This is a genomic window from Halobacterium sp. CBA1132, from assembly GCF_001485535.1.
Taxonomy (GTDB): Archaea; Halobacteriota; Halobacteria; order Halobacteriales; family Halobacteriaceae; genus Halobacterium.
The window spans coordinates 695,433-717,204 of the sequence record NZ_BCMZ01000001.1; the positions used below are offsets into that span (position 1 = coordinate 695,433).

The following is a 21,772-nucleotide window of genomic DNA, read 5'->3' on the forward strand; positions in this document are numbered from 1 at the left end:
AAACGTATTCCGTACCGGTAGTCACGCCGACGCGACGAACGCGCCGACCGCCCGCTCGACGACGAAGGCGTCGTCGCCGATTCGCTCGCGGATGGCGGCTTCGAGCGCGAACGGGTCGTCGGCCTCGAATCCCGGCAGCGACTGCAGGTACGCGACCGCCGGCTGGGAGTCTGTGATTTCGAGGGCGTTCTCGAAGCGCTCCCTGTCCACACCCGCGAACACCTCGGTGAGCTGTTCTTCGCCGTTCTCCAGCGTGAACCCCGAGCGCTCCGGAAGTGTGCCGTACCCCGCGGCGACGTCGAACAGTTCCTGCAGGTCGTCCTCGCCGCGCGCCGCAACGTACAGCGTTCCGTCGTCGGTCAGCACGCGTCGAATCTCTCGGAGCGCCCGCTCACGGTCCGCGTCCGTGAGATGCGAGAGCACGAAGTGGGCGGTGACGGCGTCGAAGGTGTCGTCGGGGTACGGGATGTCGCGGGCGTCCACGGCGTCGAAGTCGAACTCGCGGTCGACGTCTTCCAGCGCCTCCATCGCGTCCATCATCATGCCCGCGGAGTTGTCCGTCACGGTGACGTCCCAGCCCGCGGGAATCCGGTCGGCGTTGCCCGACCAGAGCGCGCCGTGGCCCGCACCGAGCGAGAGCACGACGGCATCCTCGGGGAGGTCGAACTGGTCGAACAGTCGCTCGTGCAGCGACCGCTCGCTCGTGGAGAACCGCGCGTGCAAGACCTGTCGGGCGGCGAGGTTCGACGCGTCCGCGTACTGGTCGGCGAGCGCGTCGTCGTCCTGCCAGGCGTCCATGGCCGTCCAGACGCCGCCCGCGCCCTTCAGCACACCGCTCTCGCCGCGAGCGGGCTACGCGAGCGGCCGGAACCAGACCGCGGCGACCAGCACCGCGAGGAAGACGTAGCAGCCCCGCACGAGCAGCATCGTCGCGACGGTGGGTTCGGCGCGTGCCGCGAACCACGCGACGACGGCGAACGCGGCGACTGCGGCGACCGCGCTCGGCGGGAAGACGGCGAGCGCGGCGAACGCCACGACGCCCGCCATCGCAGCCGTCATCAGGCCGTACGCGAGCCGTCGCGCGCCCGGTTTCCCGAGCACGACGGCGACGCTGCGCTTGTCGATGGAGCGGTCGTAGTCGTAGTCCTGCGCGTCGTCGACGACCTTCACGCCCGAGAGCAACACGAGCAACACGCTCGCGAACGCCAGCGGCTGGAGCGCGAACTGCTGGGCTTGCGCGTAGTAGCCGCCGACGAGCGCGACGGCGATGCCGAACGGGTAGCCGGTCGTCGTCGTGACGGGGTTCGTGTCGAGTTGGGGCGCGTGGTGGTATCCGACGAGCCACGCGGGGACGGCGAGCGCGGCGGCCCCGGGGCTGACGAGCCACCAGAGCGCGGCGACACAGGCGAAGAACGCGACGGACGCACCGCGGATTGCGGCTCGGCAGCCTGTCGCGGTGAGCGGGTGGTCGTCGTCCTCGCCGCGCACGTGGAAGTCGACGTAGCCGTCCTTGACGTGGGCGGTGTAGACGGCGAAGAACATCGCGGCGAGGTGGACGCCCGCGACGGCCAGCGAGAACTCGCCCGCGAGCACGGCGCCGAAGCCGGCAGCGGCCAGCGGCGGCAGCATGAACACCGGGTGGACCTGCGACGCCAGCGCTGCGACAGTCGCGCGGCCCCCGCTCCCGTGCCGCGTGATGTGCATACTCGTATCATGGGGCGCGGGCGGCATAACTGTCAGGGAGCGAACTACGCGGCAGTATTCAGATTAGCAGAGAAAATCGGAATCACCGAAGTCCTTCTCGAAAGCCCTCGACGGTCTCGGCCAGCGGGAGACTCGCGGTGCTCGTCTCCCGAGGTCTCGTTCGTTTCACTCACGAGACTCCCGCGACTCGCTCACTGCGTTCGCTGCGGTGCTTTCGTCGTCCTCAGAACGCTGTGCGTTCTGATGGGCTGCGGAAGACGCGACGCGTCTTCCGAACGTCGGGGTTCGCCGAGTGGGCGGTCGGCTGCGCCGACCGCCGCAAAACGTGGCGGCTTCGCCGCCACGCGCGCCTCGCCCTTTCAATCCGCCGGAAATCGGAGATTTCCGAGGCCTCGGGAGAGCGTAGCTCTCCCGGCGACCGCCAAGAAACCGGCTGATTCACCGGCTGAAACTTCGAACTGCTGAGCCTGGCCGCGAAAACGAGAACGGGCTGCTACTGGAGCGCGTTCGTCGCCTCGCGCATGACGTCGAGGGCCTCGCGGAGCTGTTCGGTGTCCGTGGCGTAGGAGATGCGAGCGTAGCCCGCGCCGCCCTCGCCGAACGCGTCACCGGGCACGACGACGACGCCGCGCTCGATGACCTCGTCCACCCAGCCGTCGGGCACTTTCGGCATCGCGTAGAACGCGCCCTCCGGCTTCGGCACCGTCAGTCCCATGTCTTCGAGTTCGTCGAGCACGAGGTCGCGGCGCTGCTCGAACTGCGCGACCATCTCGTCGACGACGTCCTGCGGGCCGCTGAGCGCGGCTTCCGCGGCGTACTGGGCGGGCGCGCTGGCGCACGCCTGCGAGTACTGGTGGACGCGAAGCATCCGCTCGGCGCGGCGTTCGCTCGCGGCGACCCAGCCCAGCCGCCACCCGGTCATCGAGTACGTCTTCGAGCACGCGTTCACCACGACGACGTTGTCCGTCTCCGCGAACTCCATGGGCGAGCGGTGCTCGCCGTCGAAGACGATGTGCTCGTACACCTCGTCGCTGATGCAGAGCACGTCGTGCTCGTCGGCGATGCGCGCGAACTCTCGCATGTCCTCCGGGGACTGCACCGCGCCGGTCGGGTTCGCGGGCGAGTTCACGACGAACGCCGCTGTGTCTTCCGTGATTCGTTCTTCGACGGTCGCGGGGTCGAGCGTGAGGTCGTCGCGCAGCGGCAGCGGCACGGGGTCGCCGCCCGCGATTCGCGTGAGCGCGTCGTAGGAGACGAACCCGGGGTCCGGGAACAGCACGTCCTCGCCGGGGTCGACGTGGGCCTCCAGCGCGAGGTGCAGCGCCTCGCTGCCGCCCGACGTCGCGATGACGCCCTCCGGGGCCACGTCGAGGTCGTTGTCGCGCTCGTGCTTCTGGACGATTGCGTCCACGAGTTCGGGCGTCCCGCGATTCGACGTGTACGCGTCCGCGTCGCCCGCCTCGATGGCGTCGACGGCGGCCTGTCGGGCGTGCTCGGGCGTCGGGAAGTCGGGCTGACCGAGGCCGAGGTTGATGGCGTCCTCGCCGGCCGCCTCGAACACTTCCCGGATGCCGCTGATGGAGATGGCTTCGACTCGCTGGGAGAACTCCGTCATACCAACGACCCGGACTGCGGGCGCCATAATTCCTCCTGTCCGGCGACCGGCTTCCGCGAGCCGAACCGTTTTCTCCCGCAGTCCACGAACGGGAACATGGACCTCTCTGTCGTCGACCTCTCCCCGGTTCCCGAGGGCGGCACCGCGACGGACGCCTACGCCAACACCGTCGAGGCCGCCCAGCAGGCCGAACGACTCGGCTACTCGCGGTTCTGGGTCGCCGAACACCACGGGATGGGTGACACGCTCGCCGGCACCACTCCCGAAGTGCTCTTGGGGCACCTCGCCGCCGAGACGGATACGATTCGACTCGGTTCGGGCGCCGTCCTCCTCAACCACTACAGCCCGCTGAAGGTCGCCGAGCAGTTCGGCGCGCTGGACGCGCTTGCGCCGGGCCGCGTCGACGCCGGCCTCGGGCGCGCAAACGGCTCTCCCGCGGTCGACAGCGCGCTCGGCACCGAACGCCACGTCCAGAATCCCGACGAGGACCACCGCGAGAAAATCGAGGCCGTGGTCAGCCACCTCTACGACGACCACCCCGACAGCCACGCCTACGGCGACATCGAGATTCCGCGCTCCGACGCGGACGCGCCGACGCCGTGGGTGCTGGGGTCCAGTCCCTCCAGCGCGGAAATCGCGGGAAAACTCGGCCTCCGGTACTGCTTCGCGGCGTTCATCCGCCCGCAGTTCGCCGAACACGCCTTCGAGCAGTACCGCGAGACGTTCCAGTCCACGCAGGTCGCCGGCAGCGTCGACGAACCCGAGGGGATGGTCGCGGTCAACGCCGTCTGCGCGGCGACCGACGAGGAGGCCGCGCGCCTGCGAGCGACCGCCGAAGCCTCCTTCGAGCGGATGCAGCGCGGCGTCACCGGGACTGCGCCGTCCGTCGAAGAAGCAATCGACGAACTCGGCGGCGTCCCCGAACCGACACCCGAGACGCTGGACGACGACGAGTGGCCGCGCGCGATTTCCGGCAGCCCGGAGACGCTAAACGGTCTCCTCGAACAGCTCTCGGACCGCGTCGGCGCCGACGAAGTGATGATTCAACACGTCGTCGCCGACCACGACGACGCGCTGCGCTCGCACGAGCTACTCGCCGACGGCGTCGGGCTCACGCCGCACTGACGAGTCTGTCTCGGAGTCTGCGACCTGCGCGTCGGCCGACCGGTCCGCGGTTTCGACGCCCGCGAACTCGAAGCGCGCGCCGCCGCTCTCGCTGTCCGTGACGCTGACGCTCCAGCCGTGGGCGTCGGCGATGCTCTCGATGATGTTCAGCCCGAACCCCGTGCCCTCCGGCGACGTCGTGAACCCGGCGTCGAAGACGTCCTCGCGGTCGCTCTCGGCGATACCGGGACCGTCGTCAGCGACGTAGAATCCGGGGCCGTCGTCGAGGGGACCGACAGAGACGGTGATGTCTTCGCCGCCGTGTTCGACCGCGTTCCGGAACAGGTTCTCGAACAGCTCCCGGATGCGGCTTTCGTCGCCGGCGACCGTCCCCAGCGACGACTCCACGTCCAGCGTCGCGTCCTCGGTCTCGGTCGTCTGCCACGCCTCGGTCGCGACAGCCTCGAGGTCGACGCTGTCGAAGTCGCTGACTATCTGTCCGGTGCGCGCCAGCGCCAGCACGTCCTCGACGAGTTCGTTCATTCGCGTGAGCGCGCGAGACGCGCGCTGCAGCGCCTCGCTGTCGCGGTCTTCGCGCGCCAACTCGACGGACCCCTCCGCGACGTTCAGGGGGTTGCGGAGGTCGTGGCTGACGACGCTGGCGAACTCCGCGAGGCGCGCGTTCTGGTTGGCGAGTTCGCGCTCGCGGCGCCGCAGTTGCTTGCGCGCCCCGATGGACGTGACCGCGTGCCCGATGGTCTCACCGAGTTCCGCCAACACCTCCTGCTCGGGCTCACCGAAGACGAACGAGCGGTTCGCGTACACGCTCAAGATACCGTACACGGTGCCGTCGTCGGTTATCGGGACGACTGCGACCGACTCCACACCGTGCTCCGCGAACAGGTCGTGCCACGGCTCCATCGACGGGTCCGCGAAGACGTCTTGTGAGCACTGAATTTCTCCCGTGCGGACGGCGCGCCCACCTGCTCCCTTCCCGAGCGGTTCGTCCTCGTCGAGCGTGATGACCACGGACTCGTAGTACTCGTCGTCTAGTCCCGCCCACGCGTCCGGCGTGAGCGTGTCGTCGCCGGGTTCGTAGCGCCCGATCCACGCCGACTCGTAGGGCGTCGACTGCTGAAGCCGCTCGCAGACGCGGCGTTCGAGTTCGTCCCGGCTCTCCGCGTCCACGACCTCCCGCGTCGCGATGCGGAGCGTGTCGTTGATGCGGCTCAACTGGTCGACGCGGACCTGCTGTTGGCGGCGGCGCGCGTCGTAGACGCCGACGAGGTAGCCGATGAGGCCGCCGAGCGTCGCCGCGTTCACGAGCGTGGACTCGGGATTCGGCGGCAGCCCGCCCTCGCCGGCGGAAATCGCGAACAGCCACGCCGTCGCGCCGACCAGCACCACCATCCCGACGCCCACCCACGAGAGCACTCGCGCGGTCGACTGGTCGGCGACGCCGGCGCCGCGTGCGAGTTGGACGCCCGCGACCACGACGGCCCCGGACAGCACCAGCGGGAGGAGTGAGTCCACGAGCACGCGCGCTGGCGCTCGCTGGAGCGAACCGACGGCCTGCACGTGGAACGCGGTGAGGACGAGACCAAGCACCGCGAGGGCGGTGCCGCCGGTCCGGGACGAGAGGGTCACGAATATAACGAATATACGTCCTGTTCGAATAAGAGTCTACCCCCGCTCGGAGCCGAGAGCGAGACCGGGCGACCTACAGTTCGATGCGCTCGACGAGCTGGTCGCTGTCGCCGCCCGTGTTCAGCGCGACGATGCGGACGTCGTCCTCGATGCCGGACTTGTGGAGTTTCTCCTTGAGGAGGTTGTCGACCTGATAGACGCCCGCGGCGTTGCCCATCTCGATTTCCACGAGTACGGGGCGCTCGTCGCCCGCTTCGAGCGTGACCGAGTCGATGGCCTGACTGGAGATGGTGTTGATGCCGCGGCCGCCGCGCTCGTAGGGGAGCCGCGAGCGCCCGCGCTCCATGTCGAGGCCGTCCGCGACGCGGATGACGCCCGCCTCCGTCGTGAGCGGGTCCTCCTCGGTGTGGTGACACAGAATCGCGTGCAAGACCTCTGCTTTCACGCGCACGGCGTCGGCAGTGTCGTAGAACTCCGGGAGGATGCGGTCGAGAATGTCCGCCGCCAGCGGAATCGAGTAGTACGCGTGGTCGTCCCGGTGGACGACGTGCCCGATGTCGTGCAGCGTCGCCGCGAGCGCGACGATAACGCTCTCGTCGGCCTCCGCGAGCCCCTGGTCGGCCGCGCCGTTGAACTCGACGCCGCCGCGCTTCAGCAGGTCGTAGAGCCGGAGCGCGCGATTCCGGACGATTTCGATGTGCTTCGTGCCGTGGTCGTTGTACCCCTTCCGCTTCACGGGGTTGACGTTCTGCGCGTCGAGGTACGTCGTAATCTCGGGGTCGTCGGTGACGAACGCCAGCACCTCGTTCAAGCGCTCGTCTGGGAACGCGTGCTCGGCGTTCGGGTCGTACTCGCGTTCCGTCTCGGACTGCGTGGCGTCGCTCATGTCCCGTAGTTTCGCGGCCCGCCGTGAAAAGCCGTGTGACGGTTTCGGCGAACGCGCGCTCGTTCGGTGACGCAGCGATAGCACGCACCGCACGCACGTACACACGGGCCGCTCGCGCCCGCTCGACACCGTTACTGCGAAACTGAAAGGAGCATAAAGCCTATAGTCGCGAACAGGCTACCATCGAATAGCGATGTTCACCAGTACTCCCCTGTTCATCGGCGGGCTGCCGGGCGGCATGGAGTGGGCAGTCATCCTGCTCATCGCCGTCCTCCTGTTCGGCGCGAACAAGATTCCGAAGCTCGCCCGTTCCAGCGGCGAAGCCATCGGCGAATTCCAGAAGGGCCGCGAGGAAGTCGAGCAAGAACTCCAGGACATGCGTGACGGTCCCGACGACGACAGCGAGTCCACGACCACGGACACCGAAACCACGTCCGAATCCACGACCACCGACACGGACTCCGAGACCGCGTCCAGCAACTAGCGTAACGGTTTTTCTTTGCCCCGCCCTCGCTCGACGTAGAGGGCGTGTGGCCAAGCGGACACGGCGAGAGGTTCCTAACCTCTAGATCGCGGGTTCGAGTCCCGTCACGCCCGCTCACTCACTTCGTTCGTTCGCGAGCGTGACGTACCTCGCGAACGCTTCGCGTTCGCTCAGTCCCGCCACGCCCGTTTTCCGCTCGTTCTCGGGAAACGACTGTTCGGACCCGAACTAATATCATCAACGTACATTATTGTCCGGTATGGAGCGACCACTTCTCGTCACGGACTTCCTCGACCGCGCCCGCGAGTACTACGGCGACGAGACCGCTGTCGTCGCGACGACGGGGCAGCGGTACACGTACGACGAACTCGGAGCGCGCGCCGACCGGTTCGCCGCCGCCCTGCAGGCCCGCGGCGTCGAGCAGGGCGACCGCGTGGCCGTCCTCGACCCGAACACGCACTACCACCTCGAAGCCGCCTACGGGACGATGCAGGCGGGCGCGATTCACACGCCGCTGAACTACCGGCTGACCCCCGAAGACTTCGAGTACGTCCTGAACGACGCGGGCGTCACCGCCATCTACGCCGACCACGAGTACGCCGAGAAGGTCGAGGCCGTCCGCGACGAGGTGCCCGTCGAGACGTTCGTCACGAACGACGCCGACGCCGTCGACGGCGACTGGGAGGCGTTCGACGACGTGCTCGCGGACGCGGGCGACTACGACCGCCCGGAGATGGACGAGAGCGACGTCGTCACCATCAACTACACCTCCGGCACCACGGGCGACCCGAAGGGCGTCTGCCGCACGCACCGCAACGAGACGCTGCACGCGTTCCTCGTCTCCTACCACCAAGACGTCCGCGACACGGACACCTACCTCTGGACGCTCCCGATGTTCCACGTCAACGGCTGGGGCCACATCTACGCTGTCACGGGCGCGGGCGCCACCCACGTCTGCACCCGTGGCGTCGACGCCGCGTCCATCTTCGAGACGGTTCGCGAGGAGGACGTCTCGTACCTCTGTGCGGCGCCGACGGTCCTGAACATGCTCCAAGACTACTACGCGGACCACGACATCGAGCCGTCCGGGGACGCGCCCGTGCGGGTGGCGACCGCTGGCAGTTCGCCGCCCGAGGCGACGATTCGCACCGTCGAAGACGAGTTCGGCTGGGCCCTCGTTCACGTCTACGGTGCGACCGAGACCGGGCCGCTGATTACGACGTCGGGCGCCGAGCGCCTGCTCGACGGCGAGGACCGGTACGCGCTCCAGAAGCGACAGGGAATCGGGTTCCTCGGCACCGAAATCCGGGTCGTCGACGAGGACGGCGAGGACGTGCCGTGGGACGACACCACCATCGGGGAGATCGTCGTCAGCGGCAACCAAGTGATGGACGGCTACTGGAACAAGCCCGAGGCCACCGAGGAGGCGTTCAACGACCGCGTCGAGGGGTACTACCACACGGGCGACCTCGCAGTCGTCGACGAGCACGGCTTCGTCGCCATCCAAGACCGCTCGAAGGACATCATCATCTCGGGCGGGGAGAACATCTCCTCCATCGAACTGGAGGACGTCCTCTTCGACCACGCCGAGGTGGGCGACGCCGCCGTGATTCCGTCTCCGCACGAGGAGTGGGGGGAGACGCCGAAGGCGTTCGTCGTGCCGGCGTCCGGCGACCCCGAGAACCCGGGCGTCACCGTGGACGAGCTCGCGTCGTTCACCCGCGAGCGCCTCGCCTCGTACAAGGCGGTGCAGCGCGTCGAGTTCGTCGCGGATCTGCCGACGACGGCCACCGGGAAGGTCCAGAAGTACGAACTCCGCGAGCGCGAGTGGGCCGACGAGGAGTCGATGGTCGGTCAGGGGTGAGGCCGTTGTAGCGGCGTTCGCCCGCTCTCGTGGTCGTTTCCCAACAGTTCCCCGTCACCTTCTTGCGTGTCACCGGCCAACGAGATGCTGTATGGACGCGCGCGGGCAGACGGAGACCATCGGGATGGTGCTGTTGCTCGCCATCACCGTCGTCGGCGTCGGTGTCGTGGTGGCGGTCGGCGGCAGCGCACTCGACACCGCACAGAACCAGTCGTCGGTCCAGCGCGCCGAGCAGTCGATGAGTCTCTTCGACGCGCGCACCGCGCTCGTCGCGCTCGGGCGCTCGGACGGCCAGTCGCTGACGCTGGCGAACGCCGAGCGCGGCAGCTACGAGGTACGGCCCGACACCGGCCGCATGGTGGTCGTCAGGGAGGGCGAGGACGGCTCGACGACCGAGTACTTGGACACGACGCTGGGGTCGGTCGTCTACGAGAACGGCGACAGCGAGGTCGCGTATCAGGGCGGCGGCGTGTGGCGGTCGCGGGGCGCCGGCGCGGAGCTGGTGTCGCCGCCCGAGTTCAACTATCGGGGCGCGACGCTGACGCTCCCGGTGATTCGCGTGACCGGCGACGAACAGGCGGCGACCGGCGCGCCGACCGCTCGCGTGACACAGAACGAGGCGGCGTCGAACCGCTCGGTCTTCCCCGGCGAGGGGCGGACGAATCCTCTGCAGAACGGAACTGTCACCGTCGCTGTGGAGAGCGACTACTACCGGGGCTGGGCGTCGTTTTTCCGGTCGCGGACGAGCGGGAACGTCTCCGTGCTGCCCGACCAGAACCGCGTCGAACTGGAACTCGTCGCGCGCGGGACCGGCGGCCAGTTCACGCTCCGAGAGACGCCACTGGAGTTGCGCGGGCTCGCCGGCGACGACCCCGTGGAGTCGCTGACGTTCACGCTGAAGCCGAACAAGAACTCCGACTTCAGCGACCTCCACTGGACGCTCGTCGCGGACGACGGCGGCTCGCGGCGCTTCGAGTTCGACATTCAGGGCGCGGACGTCTGTAAGGGCAGCCAGCCCGAAGTCACGCTGGAGTACACGGACGGCGGGACGACGCACACGTGGAGTGGCGACGACCTCTTCTCGAAGACCGACTCGACGTACGCGTACAGCTGTAGCGACGACGAGACGCCGACGATGCACCTCGACTTGACCGGGGACACGAACCTCACGTACCAGAACGGCGGGGCGGCCCCAGTCGCGAACAACTCCACGGGGAAGCTCGTGAACTACGTGCTCGGCGAGATGGGGCCGAACGTCGACTTGAAGGTGCTCTCGAAGGGCAAACAGAACCCCTCGGGGAACTCCGCGAGCACCGACCTCTCGGCGTCCACCGGCGAACTCGAATACGACTCCTCCGGGGAGCGCGTCGTCACGTTCCTCCACATCACCGAGAACGCCGTGAACGTGACCGTCCGGTAGTCACGTCACTTCGATGTCGACGTAGACGCCCTGCACGTAGACTTCGTCGCCGGGGAGCGAACACTCGACTTCGCCGGTGCGGCCGTCCGCGGGGCCGTCGCAGTTCTCGCCGAGTTCGGCTTCGAGGTAGCGCTCCCACGCTGCGGCGCGCGGCGACGTGACCGTGAGATTCGCGGGCGTCGAGAACGACTCGACGGCGCGGCTGGAGACACTCGTCCGGGCGAGCACTCGCTGCGTGCCGTCCGTGGAAGCGCCCCGGCCGTCCGCCTCGGTGGCGACGAGCGGGACGAGCGTGCGCTCGCCGGCCGAGATACGGGGTTCCTCGAACAGCACCGCGCGGTCGCCGTACTGCCGGAACAGCGCGCCGTTCGAGTAGACGAGTCGGTCCCCGTCGTCGGCCCGGTACACCAGTGGCGTGACGGTCGCCTCGTAGGCGGCGCTGCCGTCGGTCGAGACGTTGAACGTGACTGGCTCCCCGAACGTCAGTGCGCCGTCCGACAGCAACACCTCGGTCGTGCGGCTGGGCGCACCGCGGACCGCGAGGTCCTCGACGTTCGAGGCGAACACGTCGAACGCGCGCTCGGTGTTCGCGAACTGCTGGGCGTCCCGCGCGCCGGTGAGCGCGTCGAACCCGCCGACGTAGACGACCGCGACGGTGGAGACGATGATACCGAACACGAGCACGTACCCGAGCGTGTCGCTGACCGCGCGCTCGTCCGGGAGGCCGTCGACGCGCACGCTACGCATCTTCGACCTCCAGCGCGCCATCCTCGTAGACGACGGCGAAGTCGCCGCCGGAGACGGTCGCGCTCTCGACGCGCGTCTCGGTCTGGAATTCGACGGTGATGGTGACGTCCGAGCGGTCGGCGTCGAGGACGACGTTTTCGTTCCCGGACTCGTTGACGCGCACGTCGTACGCGAACCCCGCGACGCGCGACGGAGTTTCAATTGTGTACCGGACGCTGCCGCCGTCGCTCGCTCGCGCGAGTCGGTCGGCGGCCGCGAGGTCCGCGGCGACCCGGTCGCCGACGACGCGGAGTTCCGTCTCGACGGCGCGGTCGCGCTGGGTCTCCACGAGCGACCCCGCGGAGAACAACAGCATCGTCACGAGGATGGCGGCGACGCCGACGTTCAACACGTAGCCCAACGCCGTGGAGACGCCCCGGTCGTCCGCCCGGAACGACCGCTTCACATCCGCCACACTACCACCTCCACTTGGACGACGGCGTACGCGTGCCCCGGCGCGTTCGGCGCGAAGTAGCGCTCGTCAGTCGCGTCGTCCGCGTCCGCGAGCGTCTTCGCCGTCGGCTCGAAGCGCGCGCCGTCGCGGCGCGTCACGGACTGATTGTCGTAGAGTGTGACAAGTCGCGTGGCGGCGACGGCGTCCGCGCTCGGCTGGCCGTGGTAGGCGAGGCGGCGGACGCGGCGGTCGCCGTCCGCGGTGACGTAGTAGGCGTTGACGTTGTACGCGATTGCGCGGTCCCCGAACGTCTCCTCGACGGCCAGCAGGAACGACGCGCCCGGCGGGTCGCCGACGTAGTAGCCGTCGCTGCTGGCGTTCACGAACGACGCCCCGGTGCCGTTCCAGTAGCGCAGCGTCCGCGAGAGGTTGCCGTTCGCGCGCTCGGTCTCCAGCAGCCCGGAGGCGACGCGCTCGTGTTGGGTCTCGATGTGCTGGCTGGCGGTGCTGGCCGTCAGCGGCGTCACCGCCGTCGCCTGAATCGTGAACACGACCGTCGCGACAATCAGCAGCGCGGCCGCGACGCCCTCCAGCGTGTGTGCTTGTGCGCGCACGCTACCACACCCTCACGACGAGTTCGTAGCGGTCGCCGCCGACGGTCACGGTCCGCCACGCGACGGTGGCGTCGGCGTCCGCGGACACCGACTGCCCGGTCGCCGTGCGCACGCCGTCGATGGTCGCCACGTCGCCGGCGGCGGTAGTCAACGTCACGTTCACCGACTTGTAGTCGCGCAGCGCCAACTCGTCGACCTCGTCGCCGTCGAAGAACGCGGCCGTCTGGTCGGTGTCGAGCGCGTACGGCTGGTCGGGCGACCCGAGGCGGTCGGTCGAGAGGTCGTCCGCGATGCGGTTCGCGGACACCGGGTCGCCCACGTCGGGGTCCGCGAACGGCGTGATGATGCCGGGGACGAACGCGAACGCGAACGCTACGGTCACGAGGAAGATGCTGACCCCGGCGGCGAAGTCCATGGTGGTCTGTGCGCGGGACATGGTCACGCGAAGGAGAACGCGACGAGCGCGACGGTCGGCAGCGCGACCGCGAACTTCACGCCCGAGAGCAGGTCCGCGTCACGGATGTAGCCCGCGACGAACCCGGAGATGATTCCCTGCATCGTCACTGCGTGGAAGAACATCATCCCGAGCAGTTCGGTGTCGATGTTCCCCCCGAAGCTCAACTGTTGATTCGCGCCCCCTGCGCCGCCGGCGCCCGCCGCGCTCGTCTCCAGTCCCCCATCGTGCCGAGGAACTTCACCTGCAGGATGAGCATCACCGCCAGCAGCGTCAGATACGTCATCACGATGATGACGACTTGCATCCGCGCCCGCGAGCGCCGCTCGCGCTCGATGTCGTCTTGGTTCTCGCTGGCCTGCGCGGCCGTCGACAGCACCGCCGTAATCTGACTGGAGGCCTCCTGGGCCTTCGTGATGAGTTTCACCGTGCGGGCGAGCCGCGGGATGTGGTACTTGTTGTTGAACTCGACGAGCGCGCGTTTGAGGCTGGTGCCGTAGTTGACTTTCGCGTACATCGTCTCGAACTCCTCGCCGAGCTTCCCGCTGGTGGTCTCCGAGACGGCGCCGATGGATTCCAGAATCGTCATCCCGGTGTCGTTGGCCGACGAGAGCTTCCGGAGGTTGTCCGAGAGCTTGTTCGTGATGCGGCGCCGCGAGCGCACGTTCCACTCGCGGAACACCGCCAGCGGCAGCCCAATCAGGTACAGCGGGAGGTAGACGTAGAGGAACGTCCCCCAGATGGGGGCGGCGACCATGCCGTCCAGCGTCGTCGGCGCGATACCCGCGAGCAGGGCGTTCGCGACGAGCACGCCGGTCACGGGCACGGTGAACGCGAGCGTAAACAGGGGGTTGTCCCGGAAGAAGCGCGCGGGGTGGCGCATCAGTTGCTTCGTCTCGTAGGTTCCCTCGCGGCGCTTCACGCGGTCGAAAATCGAGTACTCGCCGACGAAGCGCTCGACCACGCCGAGATTGAGCAGGCCGGGCTCGCGGCGGCCCGTGTCCTCGCCCTCGAATTCGAGGAAGCCGTCCCCGATTTCGTCCTGCTTGACGGTGGACACGAGCACGAGGAAGCCGAGGCCGACGATGGGCGTGAGCACGTAGACGGTGGCGTACAGCAGCTGCATCTGCGCCTGCCCGAGCATGCTCATGATGACGAGGATGATGATGAGTAACAGCGGGAACAGCGACAGCGTCATGTACATCTCGCCGAACAGCTCCAGGGTGTCCAGCGTGAGTTCCTGTTGCTGCTTGGCGGTCCGCATGTGCTTGTCCTTCTTGTCCGAGAGGAACTCCGTCATGTCCCCGCCGGAGTTGATGATGGAGAGCATATCCGTGAGGAACTGGCTGAGTTCGTCGCTGGGCGTCTCCATCGAGCGATTCCGCACCGCCGTCCGGTAGTCGGTGTCGAAGTACTCGGTCTCCTGGACGATGCTGCGGAACTCCATGGCGACCTCGCCGTACGTGTCGTCGGCTTTCGCCATCGCCTCCAGAATCTCCAGTTGGTTCATGCCGCCGATGGACAGCGCGTACATGAACGAGACGGCGTCCGGCAGCAGCATGTTGATCTCACGCTCCCGGCTGCTCGACCGCATGTACGGCACGGACAGCAGCCCACCGAACCCCACGATGAAGCCGACGAACCCGAAGACGAGGCCGGTTCCGACGACCAGCGCGGGCACCTTCAGCGCCTGCACGATGGCCAGCAGCGTCTCGCTGGGGACGGGAACGCCGATGAGCGTCTCCGTCTCTATCAGTCCGGTGTAGAAGAGCCCGTAGCCGAGCGCGAGGCCGAGCAACCAGAGCACGACGCCCGCCACGACGCCGGCGCCGATGGCGCGGGAGACGAACAGCTCCACGGGGTCGTCCATGCGGGCCTCCGCGAGCTTCGTCTCGACGTCCGCGACGAAGTCGCTGCCGTCGCTGAACGCCCACTGGTAGACGGGGAAGAACGCGTCCGCGATGGCGTCGGCGCCCTCGCCGAACGACTGCGACCCCGTGCTCATTCGGCGCCCTCCTCCCGTTCGTCCTCACCCTCACCAGTCTCGGTGGCGGCCGCATCGTCGCTGGCGGTCGCCGGTTCGAAGCTCCCGAAGCCGTCGCTGTCGCCCACCCGCTCGACTGCGGGCTCGAGGTCGTCGTCGGCGAACGGGTCGCTGCTCTGGGTGTCCGTTCGCTCCGGTTCGTCCGGCAGGTCGGCGTCGGCCACCTGCTCGATGGCGGCTTCGAGGTCCTCAGCATCGAGCCCGCGTGTGTCTGCCACCACGTCCTCGGTGGCGGCGTCGGGCGTGAGCGCGGTCGCCAGCGAGTCCGCCTCGTCGCCCTCGTACTCCGCGAGCACACCGCCGTCCTCGCGGGCAGTTTCGAGGATTGCCTCGGCCTCTTCGAGCACGCTCTCGGAGGGGTCGGGTCGGGGCACCATCGCCTCCTTGTCCGGGTCGACGTCGATGAGCACGCTCTCCATCCCGCGGAGGTCCTCCAGGGCGTCCTCCAAGTGGTCGTTGGCGACGAGCGTGAGGATGGTGTCGGGGTCGTTGATGTACGCCTGCGCGGTCGCGGCGACCTGCGCGTACTCGTTGAGGCCCTGCTCGATGAGGTACGCCAGCAGGACGCGGCGCTCCTGCAGTTGGCGGTCGAGCTCCATCTGCGTCCAGCCGCGGTCGAATTTGATGTCCTCGAGCGTCGAGGAGTCCGCCGTCTGCCGGTAGGTATCGTCCTCGGGTTCCCACTGGAACACGTCGTTGACGTTGATTTCGTCGTTCTCGGGGTCGTAGCGGTTGATTTCCGTGATGGAGCGGTTCCGGCGGACCTTCTGGCCCCTGACTCGCGTCTGGGACTGCACCGAAACGAGGTCCAGCGCCGTGAACAGCGTCTTCGAGACGTTGATTGGTTCGGTGGTGAAGCGCTTGAGGACCTCGCCGACGTTGTCCGCGTGGAACGTCGTGTACGTGGTGTGGCCGGTGCTCATCACCTGGAAGAGCGTGCGGCCCTCCTCGCCGCGCACCTCGCCCATCACGATGTAGTCGGGGCGCTGGCGGAGCGCGGCCTCGAGCAGGTCGAACTCGTCGATGTCGCCGGTCTCGTCCTCACCGAAGCTCGGGCGGGTGACGCTGGCAATCCAGTTGCGCTGGGGGAGTTCGACCTCGCGGGTGTCCTCGATGGAGACGATTTTCGCGTTGCTCGGGATGAACAGGGAGACGGCGTTCAGGCTGGTCGTCTTCCCGGAGGCGGTGCCGCCCGCGAACACGAGGCTCTTGTGGGACTCGATGCACAGCCAGAGGAACGCCATCTCGTCGAGGCTGAACGTCTGCCAGTTCACGAGGTCGACGGGCGTGAACGGCACGTCCTTGAACTGGCGAATCGTGTAGTTGGTGCCGTGGTCTGAGACCTCGCGGCCGAGCGTGAGTTGGGCGCGGGAGCCGTCCCGGAGCGTGGCGTCGACCTGCGGCTGGCGTTTCGAGATGCCCTTCCCGGAGCGCTGTGCGAGTTTCACCACGAAGTCGTCGAGGCTCTCGCGGCCGTGGTAGACGTTCGTGATGAGGTTCTCGTAGTCGGTGTGGTAGACGAACACCGGCGAGTCGTAGCCGTCGCAGGAGATGTCCTCGACGTTGATGTCGTGTTTGATGCCGTCGATGCGCTCGTAGCCGATGAAGTTCCGCTGGAGCACGTACAAAAGCGTCTCCACCTGGTACTGGGTGAGCGCGTCCGAGTCCTCCGCGAGCACCGCGGGTTCGGGGCGCGCCATGATGCCGTCGAGGTGGTCCTCGTCGGACTCGACCGGCGGCTCTCCTCGCCCGACGGCCGCTAACAGTTTGTCGACGAGCGACTGCTCGCGCGCCACCGGGCCGTCGTAGAGGTCGTAGCGGTCGAGGAGCTTCCGCGTCTCGCGCTCGATGACGCCGCGGCGCTCGGCCTCGTCGCCGGCGGCCGCCACGTCGTCGCTGGCGTACTTGATGGCGGTCCGGAGCTTCTCGGTGAGGAACTCTTGGAGGTCCGCCTCGATGGGGTTGCGGTACGGCTCCACGAGGTAGTACTTCTTCTCGTTCTCGCGGTCGGAGTGGAAGATGACGACGAACGCGTACGGCTTGTTCACCCAGTAGCGCTCGACCTCCCGGAAGTGGCGTTTCTTCCCCATCGGCACCGCCTTCTCCAGGTCGTAGCGGTTCGCGATGGTGGTCCGCCCGTCGACCGTCGAGAAGAACGCGTCCTCGTCTATCTCCTCGTGGATGTCGACCGTGCGCTCGGCCTCCAAATCGAGCATCTCGTCGGCGGCGTCGTCTTTCACCGACAGCCACTGCTCGACGTTCTCGGGGTCGAACCCGAGGTACTCCACGGGGTCGAAGCGCACGATGTCGCCGGCCTCGTCGCGGGGCCGCGTCCAGTCGTCGTCCCCGACGTAGTAGTACTCGCGCTTGAAGTGCTCCCACAGCCACTCGTCTTTCGCGACGGGCGTCGTCGCGGGGTCGGTGAACTCGTCGAAGTAGTCGTGGAAGTTGCTCGCGCGCCGCGCTGCCGTCCCGAGCACGTCGCCCTTCTCGTCGGGGTCGAAGCCGAGGTCGTCGCTCGGGTCGGCGTCGATGTCGTCCCACTTCGGCTCCGGCGGGTCCGCGCCGAGTTCGTCCCACTCGGGGTACGGTGGCTCGACGTCCTCCTTGCGGCCCGCGTCGGCGGCTGCGAGTTCGTGCTGCGCGCGCTCGCGCCGCTCGCGGACTCGCTCGGCCGCGTCGCCGTCGCCGTACTCCTCCAGATAGTCCACCCACGAGTAGTCCCCGACCGTCGCGCCGCCGTCGCGCTCGCGGACGGCGGGCGCGAGCCCCTCCCAGTCGTAGTCGCGGTTCCGCGCCGTCGGTGTGCCCTCGGCCGGTGAGTCGTCGGTGCCGCCGCTGGCGGTCGCCCCGCCGGCTCCGGCATCGTCCCCTGCCATTAGCGGGTACTGGCCGGGCAGCCGCAAAAACCCTTGCGACAGATTACCACGCCGCTTGACACGAGCGCGACCGTGCTACCGGTACTCGTCGACGACGGTCACCTCGCCGTTCGACACCTCGATGTCTACGAGCGCGGTGACGTCGTGGGGCGAGTCGGCCATCTCGCTGTCGGAGCCGACCTTCCGGATGACCACGACGACGTCCGCGATGTCCGCGCCGATGCCGTCGAGGGCGTCCGTGAGCGCGCGCAGCGTCCCGCCCGTCGACAGCAGGTCGTCCAGCACGAGCACGCGGTCGCCCGCGTCCACGTCGTTGACGTACATCTCGCCCTCCGAGTAGCCGGTCTCCTGGTGGATTTCGACCTCGCCCGGCAGCCCGTACTCGCGCTTCCGAACGACCGTCACCGGGAGGTCCGTCTGCAGGCTCACGGCCGTCGAGATGTGGATTCCCATCGCCTCCGGCGTCACGATTTTGTCCACGTCCTCGAGGTCCGCGACCCGCGTGATGCCGACGACGACCTCCCGCAGCAGCGCGGGCTCGAGCATCGGCACGCCGTTGCTGATGGGGAGGACGACGTACTCGTACCCACCCTCTTTCTCGATGACGGGCGCGCGCTGGAAGGACTCGCGTAACCGCTCCATACCCCGCGTTCGCCCGTCGAGCCAAAAGGATGCGGGGTTCGTGTACTTTCGGTGCTTACGTCGGTTTCGTCACTAACGCTCTTGGCGCTGGAGAGCGTACGTTCACCCGAGATGTCAATCGACCGCGAGACCTTCGAGAACGCCAGCGAGGACGAGCTCGCGGGACTGTCCGTTCCCGAGCGCGTCCTCGGGTTCCTCGCGAGCCACGACGGACACGCGTTCGAAGCGGGCGAGATTGCCGCTCGCCTCGAAATCGACGAAGGAGCGGTCAGCACCGCCCTCACGCGGCTCAAGGACCGCGACCTCGTCGAACACAAGGCGACGTACTGGGCGGTCACCGACGACGAGCAGCGACTCGCGGAGTACGACGGCTACGAGCGCGCCACTTCCCTGTTCAACGAGCAACTCGGCGAGGAGGACGCGGACGCCTGGCGCGAGCAGTCGCCCGAGGGAGCGCACCCGAGCGTCGACGACGAACAGTGAGCGACGAGGAACCGACGCCGATTTTCGAACCGGGTGACGTCGTCTACGGCGTAGACCCGTTCGACGGTGCCAAGCAGGCACGCCCCTGGCTCGTCCTCTCGAATCACGAGGGCCGACCGTTCCACGGGGAACAGTACGTCGCGGTCACGCTGACGACGAAATCGTGGATGGACGGCCTCCTCGAAATCGCGGACGACGACTGGATACGCGGTGGAACACCCGAACAGAGTCGCATCGTCCCGTGGGGCGTCCAGTCGCTCAGTTCCGACGACGTCGCGTTCTGGCAAGGGCGACTGACGCAACGCCTCGTCGACGACGCCGTCGCGTCACTGGTCGACGAAGTCCAACAGTAGCTACCGGGCTGTCGATTCGCCGTTCAGACCGACACGTCCGAGAAGTCGAAGAACGGCGTCTCGTACCCCTCGTGGCGCGACACCTGCGGCGGCGTGTCGACGCTCACGGTCACGTTCTCGATTGCGTCAGAAGCGGAGACGACCGCGCCGTAGTGGTAGCCGAGGTCGGCGTCGAGCGTCGGTACGAGGTCGCCGTCGAACGCGCGCGCGTCGCCCGAGTCGACGGTCGCAGAGAGTGACGCGCTCGGGAGCACGAATCTGTTGTGTGGCGTGCGCAGCGACGCCGCGACGTACGTCTCGCCGTCGCCCGCGAGGTCGCCGTACTCCCTCGCGGTTCCGACGACGAGACTGGCGCCGCCAGTCTCGGCGCTCCCCCGCACGGACATCGGGAAGTCGCCTGTGGGCGGCGCCTGCGAGAGACGCGCGCTCTCCATGTCCATCGCGTCGACGGCGCCCTCGCTTCCCTCCCGGTCGGCGGGGATGTCCTCGAACGGGAGGTCGTCGAGGCTGCTGCGGTCGAACGTGAACGAGAAGTCGAACTCCGCCGGCTCCATCGAGACTGTCTCGGCGCTCGCTCGCCGCGTCGTCGGCGGAACGACCCGTACCGTCACGTCGTAGTTGCCCTCGCCGCCGAGCGCGACGTTGTCGCCGTGGTGGACGCCCATCTGCTGGGAGAGCATCTGCCACGGCGTCACCGACGACGTTTCGTCGTTCTGCCCGGTGTACGCAACTTCGACGCTGGCGTTCGGGAGTACCGTGCCGGTCTCGGCGTCCCAGACGGCGACCATCAGGTGAACGTCGTCCTCGCCGCGGACGTTCACGCGGTCGGTGTCCGCGCCGCGCACCAGCCAGAAGCGGTGCGGGAACGTGTAGGTGAGCGCACACGCGTACCGGCCCTGCGTCTGCATCCCCGCCATCTCCATGCCCTCGACGTGCGAGGGAACGTAGGCGGCGTCGGGGCGGTTCTGTGGGAGCGGCGGCTCGCGAGTCGCGCGCTCGGTTTCGAGGACGCCCAGACAGCCGGCGGTCGCGCCGAGGCCGACGCTGCCCGCCGCCGCGAGGAACGCGCGGCGACTCCGCTTACGCATCGCGGCCCTCCGGCGTCGGGAGCGCGCGGCGCGACCGCGGCGGCAGCAGGTAGTTCCCGCGGTGCGTCACCGAGAGGTACTGGCGGATGCCGTTGTTCTGCGTGCGGCCGACCGGCGTCTGCCCGCTGACGTCGGCGCCGTTCATCGCCTCGCGGGTGCGCTCGAAGTCCGCGATCTCGCGCTGGAGCGCGAGGAAGTGCACGCCCGCGCGCCCGCCGTCCGTCGAGTCGAAGTCCCGGCGGAGGATGACCGGACGGCCGTCCTCGCGGACGCCCGCCAGTTTCTGTCCGTGCCCGACGACGCCGCGCTCGCTGCCCGTCTCCACGGGGTCGCCGCAGTCGTCGAGTCCGGGGTCGTCGCCGAGGTTCTCGCCGGTTCCCTCGACCGCGCCGCTGTCGGCGTGCGCGGGACAGAACATCTGCGCGACTCTCGACTCCCGGTCGTCCTGCTCGTACCACTGCGTGAGATTCAGGTCGATGTGCGAGACGTGCTGGGTGGTGCCGCCCGCGAACGGCCCGGACTGGATGGTGACGCGGTCCTCGGTCGCTTGGCTCTTCTCGAAGTCCGACTTGAACCCCATGTAGAGGGGGGCGTCGTCGGGCACCGGCTCGGAGTCCGGGACGCCGTCCGCGTCCTGATTGTCCGCCGGCAGCCCGTCGCCGACGAACCCCGAGCGTCGGTCGGCGACCGTGAACGCGTCCGTGAGCGCGGCCTCGACGTCGACGCCGTTGGCGGTGTCGCGGTTCCCGCGCACCGCCTCCTCGGCTTCGAGGACGGCGCTGGCGTGGTCGCTGGCGAGGTGGAGGATGGCGTCCGGCGTGTCCAGCGCTGGATCTTCGAGCGCCGACAGCGGCTCCGGCTGGGGGAGGTCGACGCCGTCGAGGTCGGCGTCGAAACGCTCGAAGTACGCCGGCGAGTAGCCAATCGTCGCCAGCAGGCCGTCGTTGGACCACTCGTAGGCGCGTTCGAGCGTGCGGAGCGAGGCTTCGACGGCTTCGCGGTCCGCGTCCGCGGGCGCGCCGTCGAGGTCGAGGTGGAGGAGCGCGTGGTGGCGCGGCGGCAAGGCGTTCCCCGCGTCGTCGCGCGCGAGCACGTCGTTCCACGCGTGCTGGCGCTCGGGCAGCGACGCCGGATCGTCGATGCCCGCAGGAATCTCGGCGTCTTCGCGGTCCACGCAGGCCGCGAGCGCGCTCGCGCCGCCGATGGCGACCGCGGACTTGAGGAACGCGCGGCGGCTCACGCCGCGGGAGTCCGGGAGCATACGCCGACGTTACGCGCTCACGCGAAAAGCCGTTCTGGTGCGGGCGTCGA

19 protein-coding genes, 1 tRNA gene and 1 pseudogene are annotated in these 21,772 nt (G+C 68.4%); 7 read left to right on the plus strand and 14 right to left on the minus strand.

Going from position 1 to position 21,772, the window contains the following annotated elements; translation table 11 throughout:
• Window positions 1-21: 21 nt before the first annotated feature.
• The 3 genes from AVZ66_RS03585 to AVZ66_RS03595 form a co-directional block, all read right to left on the minus strand.
• The gene (locus AVZ66_RS03585) at window positions 22-831 is read right to left on the minus strand and encodes a class I SAM-dependent methyltransferase (RefSeq protein WP_058981906.1); all 810 of its coding nucleotides are present in this window, start codon (window positions 829-831) and stop codon (window positions 22-24) included.
• Between the two features lie 21 nt (window positions 832-852).
• A complete protein-coding gene (locus AVZ66_RS03590) occupies window positions 853-1,704 on the minus strand; it encodes a UbiA family prenyltransferase (RefSeq protein WP_058981907.1) in 852 nt (283 codons plus the stop codon).
• A 493-nt stretch (window positions 1,705-2,197) separates the two neighbouring features.
• A complete protein-coding gene (locus AVZ66_RS03595; RefSeq protein ID WP_058981908.1) occupies window positions 2,198-3,319 on the minus strand; it encodes a pyridoxal phosphate-dependent aminotransferase in 1,122 nt (373 codons plus the stop codon).
• Between the two features lie 96 nt (window positions 3,320-3,415).
• On the opposite strand from AVZ66_RS03595, the gene AVZ66_RS03600 reads away from it, so the two are divergent.
• Window positions 3,416-4,444, plus strand: a complete 1,029-nt coding sequence (locus tag AVZ66_RS03600) for an LLM class flavin-dependent oxidoreductase (protein ID WP_058981910.1) — start codon at window positions 3,416-3,418, stop codon at window positions 4,442-4,444.
• Here AVZ66_RS03600 and AVZ66_RS03605 read toward each other — a convergent pair.
• Complete coding sequence (locus AVZ66_RS03605; RefSeq protein WP_082678763.1) at window positions 4,409-6,070, minus strand: GAF domain-containing protein; 1,662 nt, start codon at window positions 6,068-6,070, stop codon at window positions 4,409-4,411. The two genes, AVZ66_RS03600 and AVZ66_RS03605, sit on opposite strands and share 36 nt — an antisense overlap.
• Window positions 6,071-6,143: 73 nt before the next feature.
• Window positions 6,144-6,956, minus strand: a complete 813-nt coding sequence (locus AVZ66_RS03610; RefSeq protein WP_058981912.1) for an HD domain-containing protein — start codon at window positions 6,954-6,956, stop codon at window positions 6,144-6,146.
• Window positions 6,957-7,149: 193 nt separating this feature from the next.
• On the opposite strand from AVZ66_RS03610, the gene AVZ66_RS03615 reads away from it, so the two are divergent.
• The 4 genes from AVZ66_RS03615 (at window position 7,150) to AVZ66_RS03630 (ending at window position 10,724) form a co-directional block, all read left to right on the plus strand.
• Window positions 7,150-7,440: a twin-arginine translocase TatA/TatE family subunit gene (locus AVZ66_RS03615; protein WP_058981914.1), complete on the plus strand. Its 291-nt coding sequence runs from the start codon at window positions 7,150-7,152 to the stop codon at window positions 7,438-7,440.
• A 40-nt stretch (window positions 7,441-7,480) separates the two neighbouring features.
• Window positions 7,481-7,553: transfer RNA gene (locus tag AVZ66_RS03620), tRNA-Arg, on the plus strand.
• Window positions 7,554-7,699: 146 nt separating this feature from the next.
• A complete protein-coding gene (locus tag AVZ66_RS03625; RefSeq protein ID WP_058981916.1) occupies window positions 7,700-9,304 on the plus strand; it encodes a long-chain-fatty-acid--CoA ligase in 1,605 nt (534 codons plus the stop codon).
• A gap of 91 nt (window positions 9,305-9,395) precedes the next feature.
• The gene (locus tag AVZ66_RS03630) at window positions 9,396-10,724 is read left to right on the plus strand and encodes an archaellin/type IV pilin N-terminal domain-containing protein (protein WP_058981917.1); all 1,329 of its coding nucleotides are present in this window, start codon (window positions 9,396-9,398) and stop codon (window positions 10,722-10,724) included.
• Here the strand turns inward: AVZ66_RS03630 and AVZ66_RS03635 are convergent, their stop codons facing one another.
• From AVZ66_RS03635 to hpt, 7 genes and pseudogenes are all read right to left on the minus strand, one after another.
• A complete protein-coding gene (locus AVZ66_RS03635) occupies window positions 10,725-11,471 on the minus strand; it encodes a hypothetical protein (RefSeq protein WP_058981919.1) in 747 nt (248 codons plus the stop codon).
• Complete coding sequence (locus tag AVZ66_RS03640; protein WP_157575581.1) at window positions 11,464-11,925, minus strand: hypothetical protein; 462 nt, start codon at window positions 11,923-11,925, stop codon at window positions 11,464-11,466. The genes AVZ66_RS03635 and AVZ66_RS03640 overlap by 8 nt, the downstream gene beginning before the upstream one ends.
• Window positions 11,913-12,518 carry a hypothetical protein gene (locus tag AVZ66_RS03645; RefSeq protein ID WP_058981925.1) on the minus strand — a complete coding sequence of 202 codons (606 nt, stop codon included), beginning with the start codon at window positions 12,516-12,518 and terminating at the stop codon, window positions 11,913-11,915. The genes AVZ66_RS03640 and AVZ66_RS03645 overlap by 13 nt, the downstream gene beginning before the upstream one ends.
• Before the next feature lies 1 nt (window position 12,519).
• Complete coding sequence (locus tag AVZ66_RS03650; protein WP_197407716.1) at window positions 12,520-12,960, minus strand: hypothetical protein; 441 nt, start codon at window positions 12,958-12,960, stop codon at window positions 12,520-12,522.
• Window positions 12,957-14,977 (minus strand): annotated as a pseudogene (locus AVZ66_RS03655) (type II secretion system F family protein). Before AVZ66_RS03655 ends, AVZ66_RS03650 begins: the two are co-directional and overlap by 4 nt.
• Window positions 14,974-17,895, minus strand: coding sequence for a type II/IV secretion system ATPase subunit (locus AVZ66_RS03660; protein WP_058981930.1), 2,922 nt, complete (start codon window positions 17,893-17,895; stop codon window positions 14,974-14,976). The pseudogene AVZ66_RS03655 and the gene AVZ66_RS03660 overlap by 4 nt, the downstream one beginning before the upstream one ends.
• A 75-nt stretch (window positions 17,896-17,970) precedes the next feature.
• On the minus strand, window positions 17,971-18,537 hold the full coding sequence (gene hpt / locus AVZ66_RS03665) for a hypoxanthine/guanine phosphoribosyltransferase (RefSeq protein ID WP_058981932.1): 567 nt from the start codon (window positions 18,535-18,537) through the stop codon (window positions 17,971-17,973).
• Between the two features lie 111 nt (window positions 18,538-18,648).
• Here hpt and AVZ66_RS03670 point away from each other — a divergent pair, with 111 nt between their 5' ends.
• The gene (locus tag AVZ66_RS03670) at window positions 18,649-19,020 is read left to right on the plus strand and encodes a helix-turn-helix domain-containing protein (RefSeq protein WP_058981934.1); all 372 of its coding nucleotides are present in this window, start codon (window positions 18,649-18,651) and stop codon (window positions 19,018-19,020) included.
• Entirely contained in the window at window positions 19,017-19,373 is a 357-nt protein-coding gene (locus tag AVZ66_RS03675) for a hypothetical protein (protein ID WP_058981935.1), read from the plus strand. Before AVZ66_RS03670 ends, AVZ66_RS03675 begins: the two co-directional genes overlap by 4 nt.
• A 23-nt stretch (window positions 19,374-19,396) precedes the next feature.
• Here AVZ66_RS03675 and AVZ66_RS03680 read toward each other — a convergent pair whose 3' ends face one another.
• Both AVZ66_RS03680 and AVZ66_RS03685 read right to left on the minus strand, forming a co-directional pair.
• A complete protein-coding gene (locus AVZ66_RS03680; RefSeq protein WP_058981937.1) occupies window positions 19,397-20,461 on the minus strand; it encodes an iron transporter in 1,065 nt (354 codons plus the stop codon).
• A complete protein-coding gene (locus AVZ66_RS03685) occupies window positions 20,454-21,722 on the minus strand; it encodes a hypothetical protein (protein ID WP_058981939.1) in 1,269 nt (422 codons plus the stop codon). Before AVZ66_RS03685 ends, AVZ66_RS03680 begins: the two co-directional genes overlap by 8 nt.
• Between the last annotated feature and the right edge of the window lie 50 nt (window positions 21,723-21,772).

Excerpts from the sequence above, each read along its gene's own strand:
- AVZ66_RS03615 (WP_058981914.1), top strand. The coding sequence starts at position 7,150 with ATGTTCACCAGTACTCCCCTGTTCATCGGCGGGCTGCCGGGCGGCATG.
- AVZ66_RS03595 (WP_058981908.1), bottom strand. The coding sequence starts at position 3,319 with ATGACGGAGTTCTCCCAGCGAGTCGAAGCCATCTCCATCAGCGGCATC.
- AVZ66_RS03630 (WP_058981917.1), top strand. The coding sequence starts at position 9,396 with ATGGACGCGCGCGGGCAGACGGAGACCATCGGGATGGTGCTGTTGCTC.
- AVZ66_RS03610 (WP_058981912.1), bottom strand. The coding sequence starts at position 6,956 with ATGAGCGACGCCACGCAGTCCGAGACGGAACGCGAGTACGACCCGAAC.
- AVZ66_RS03590 (WP_058981907.1), bottom strand. The coding sequence starts at position 1,704 with ATGCACATCACGCGGCACGGGAGCGGGGGCCGCGCGACTGTCGCAGCG.
- AVZ66_RS03685 (WP_058981939.1), bottom strand. The coding sequence starts at position 21,722 with ATGCTCCCGGACTCCCGCGGCGTGAGCCGCCGCGCGTTCCTCAAGTCC.
- AVZ66_RS03635 (WP_058981919.1), bottom strand. The coding sequence starts at position 11,471 with ATGCGTAGCGTGCGCGTCGACGGCCTCCCGGACGAGCGCGCGGTCAGC.
- AVZ66_RS03670 (WP_058981934.1), top strand. The coding sequence starts at position 18,649 with ATGTCAATCGACCGCGAGACCTTCGAGAACGCCAGCGAGGACGAGCTC.
- AVZ66_RS03600 (WP_058981910.1), top strand. The coding sequence starts at position 3,416 with ATGGACCTCTCTGTCGTCGACCTCTCCCCGGTTCCCGAGGGCGGCACC.
- AVZ66_RS03625 (WP_058981916.1), top strand. The coding sequence starts at position 7,700 with ATGGAGCGACCACTTCTCGTCACGGACTTCCTCGACCGCGCCCGCGAG.
- hpt (WP_058981932.1), bottom strand. The coding sequence starts at position 18,537 with ATGGAGCGGTTACGCGAGTCCTTCCAGCGCGCGCCCGTCATCGAGAAA.
- AVZ66_RS03680 (WP_058981937.1), bottom strand. The coding sequence starts at position 20,461 with ATGCGTAAGCGGAGTCGCCGCGCGTTCCTCGCGGCGGCGGGCAGCGTC.
- AVZ66_RS03660 (WP_058981930.1), bottom strand. The coding sequence starts at position 17,895 with ATGGCAGGGGACGATGCCGGAGCCGGCGGGGCGACCGCCAGCGGCGGC.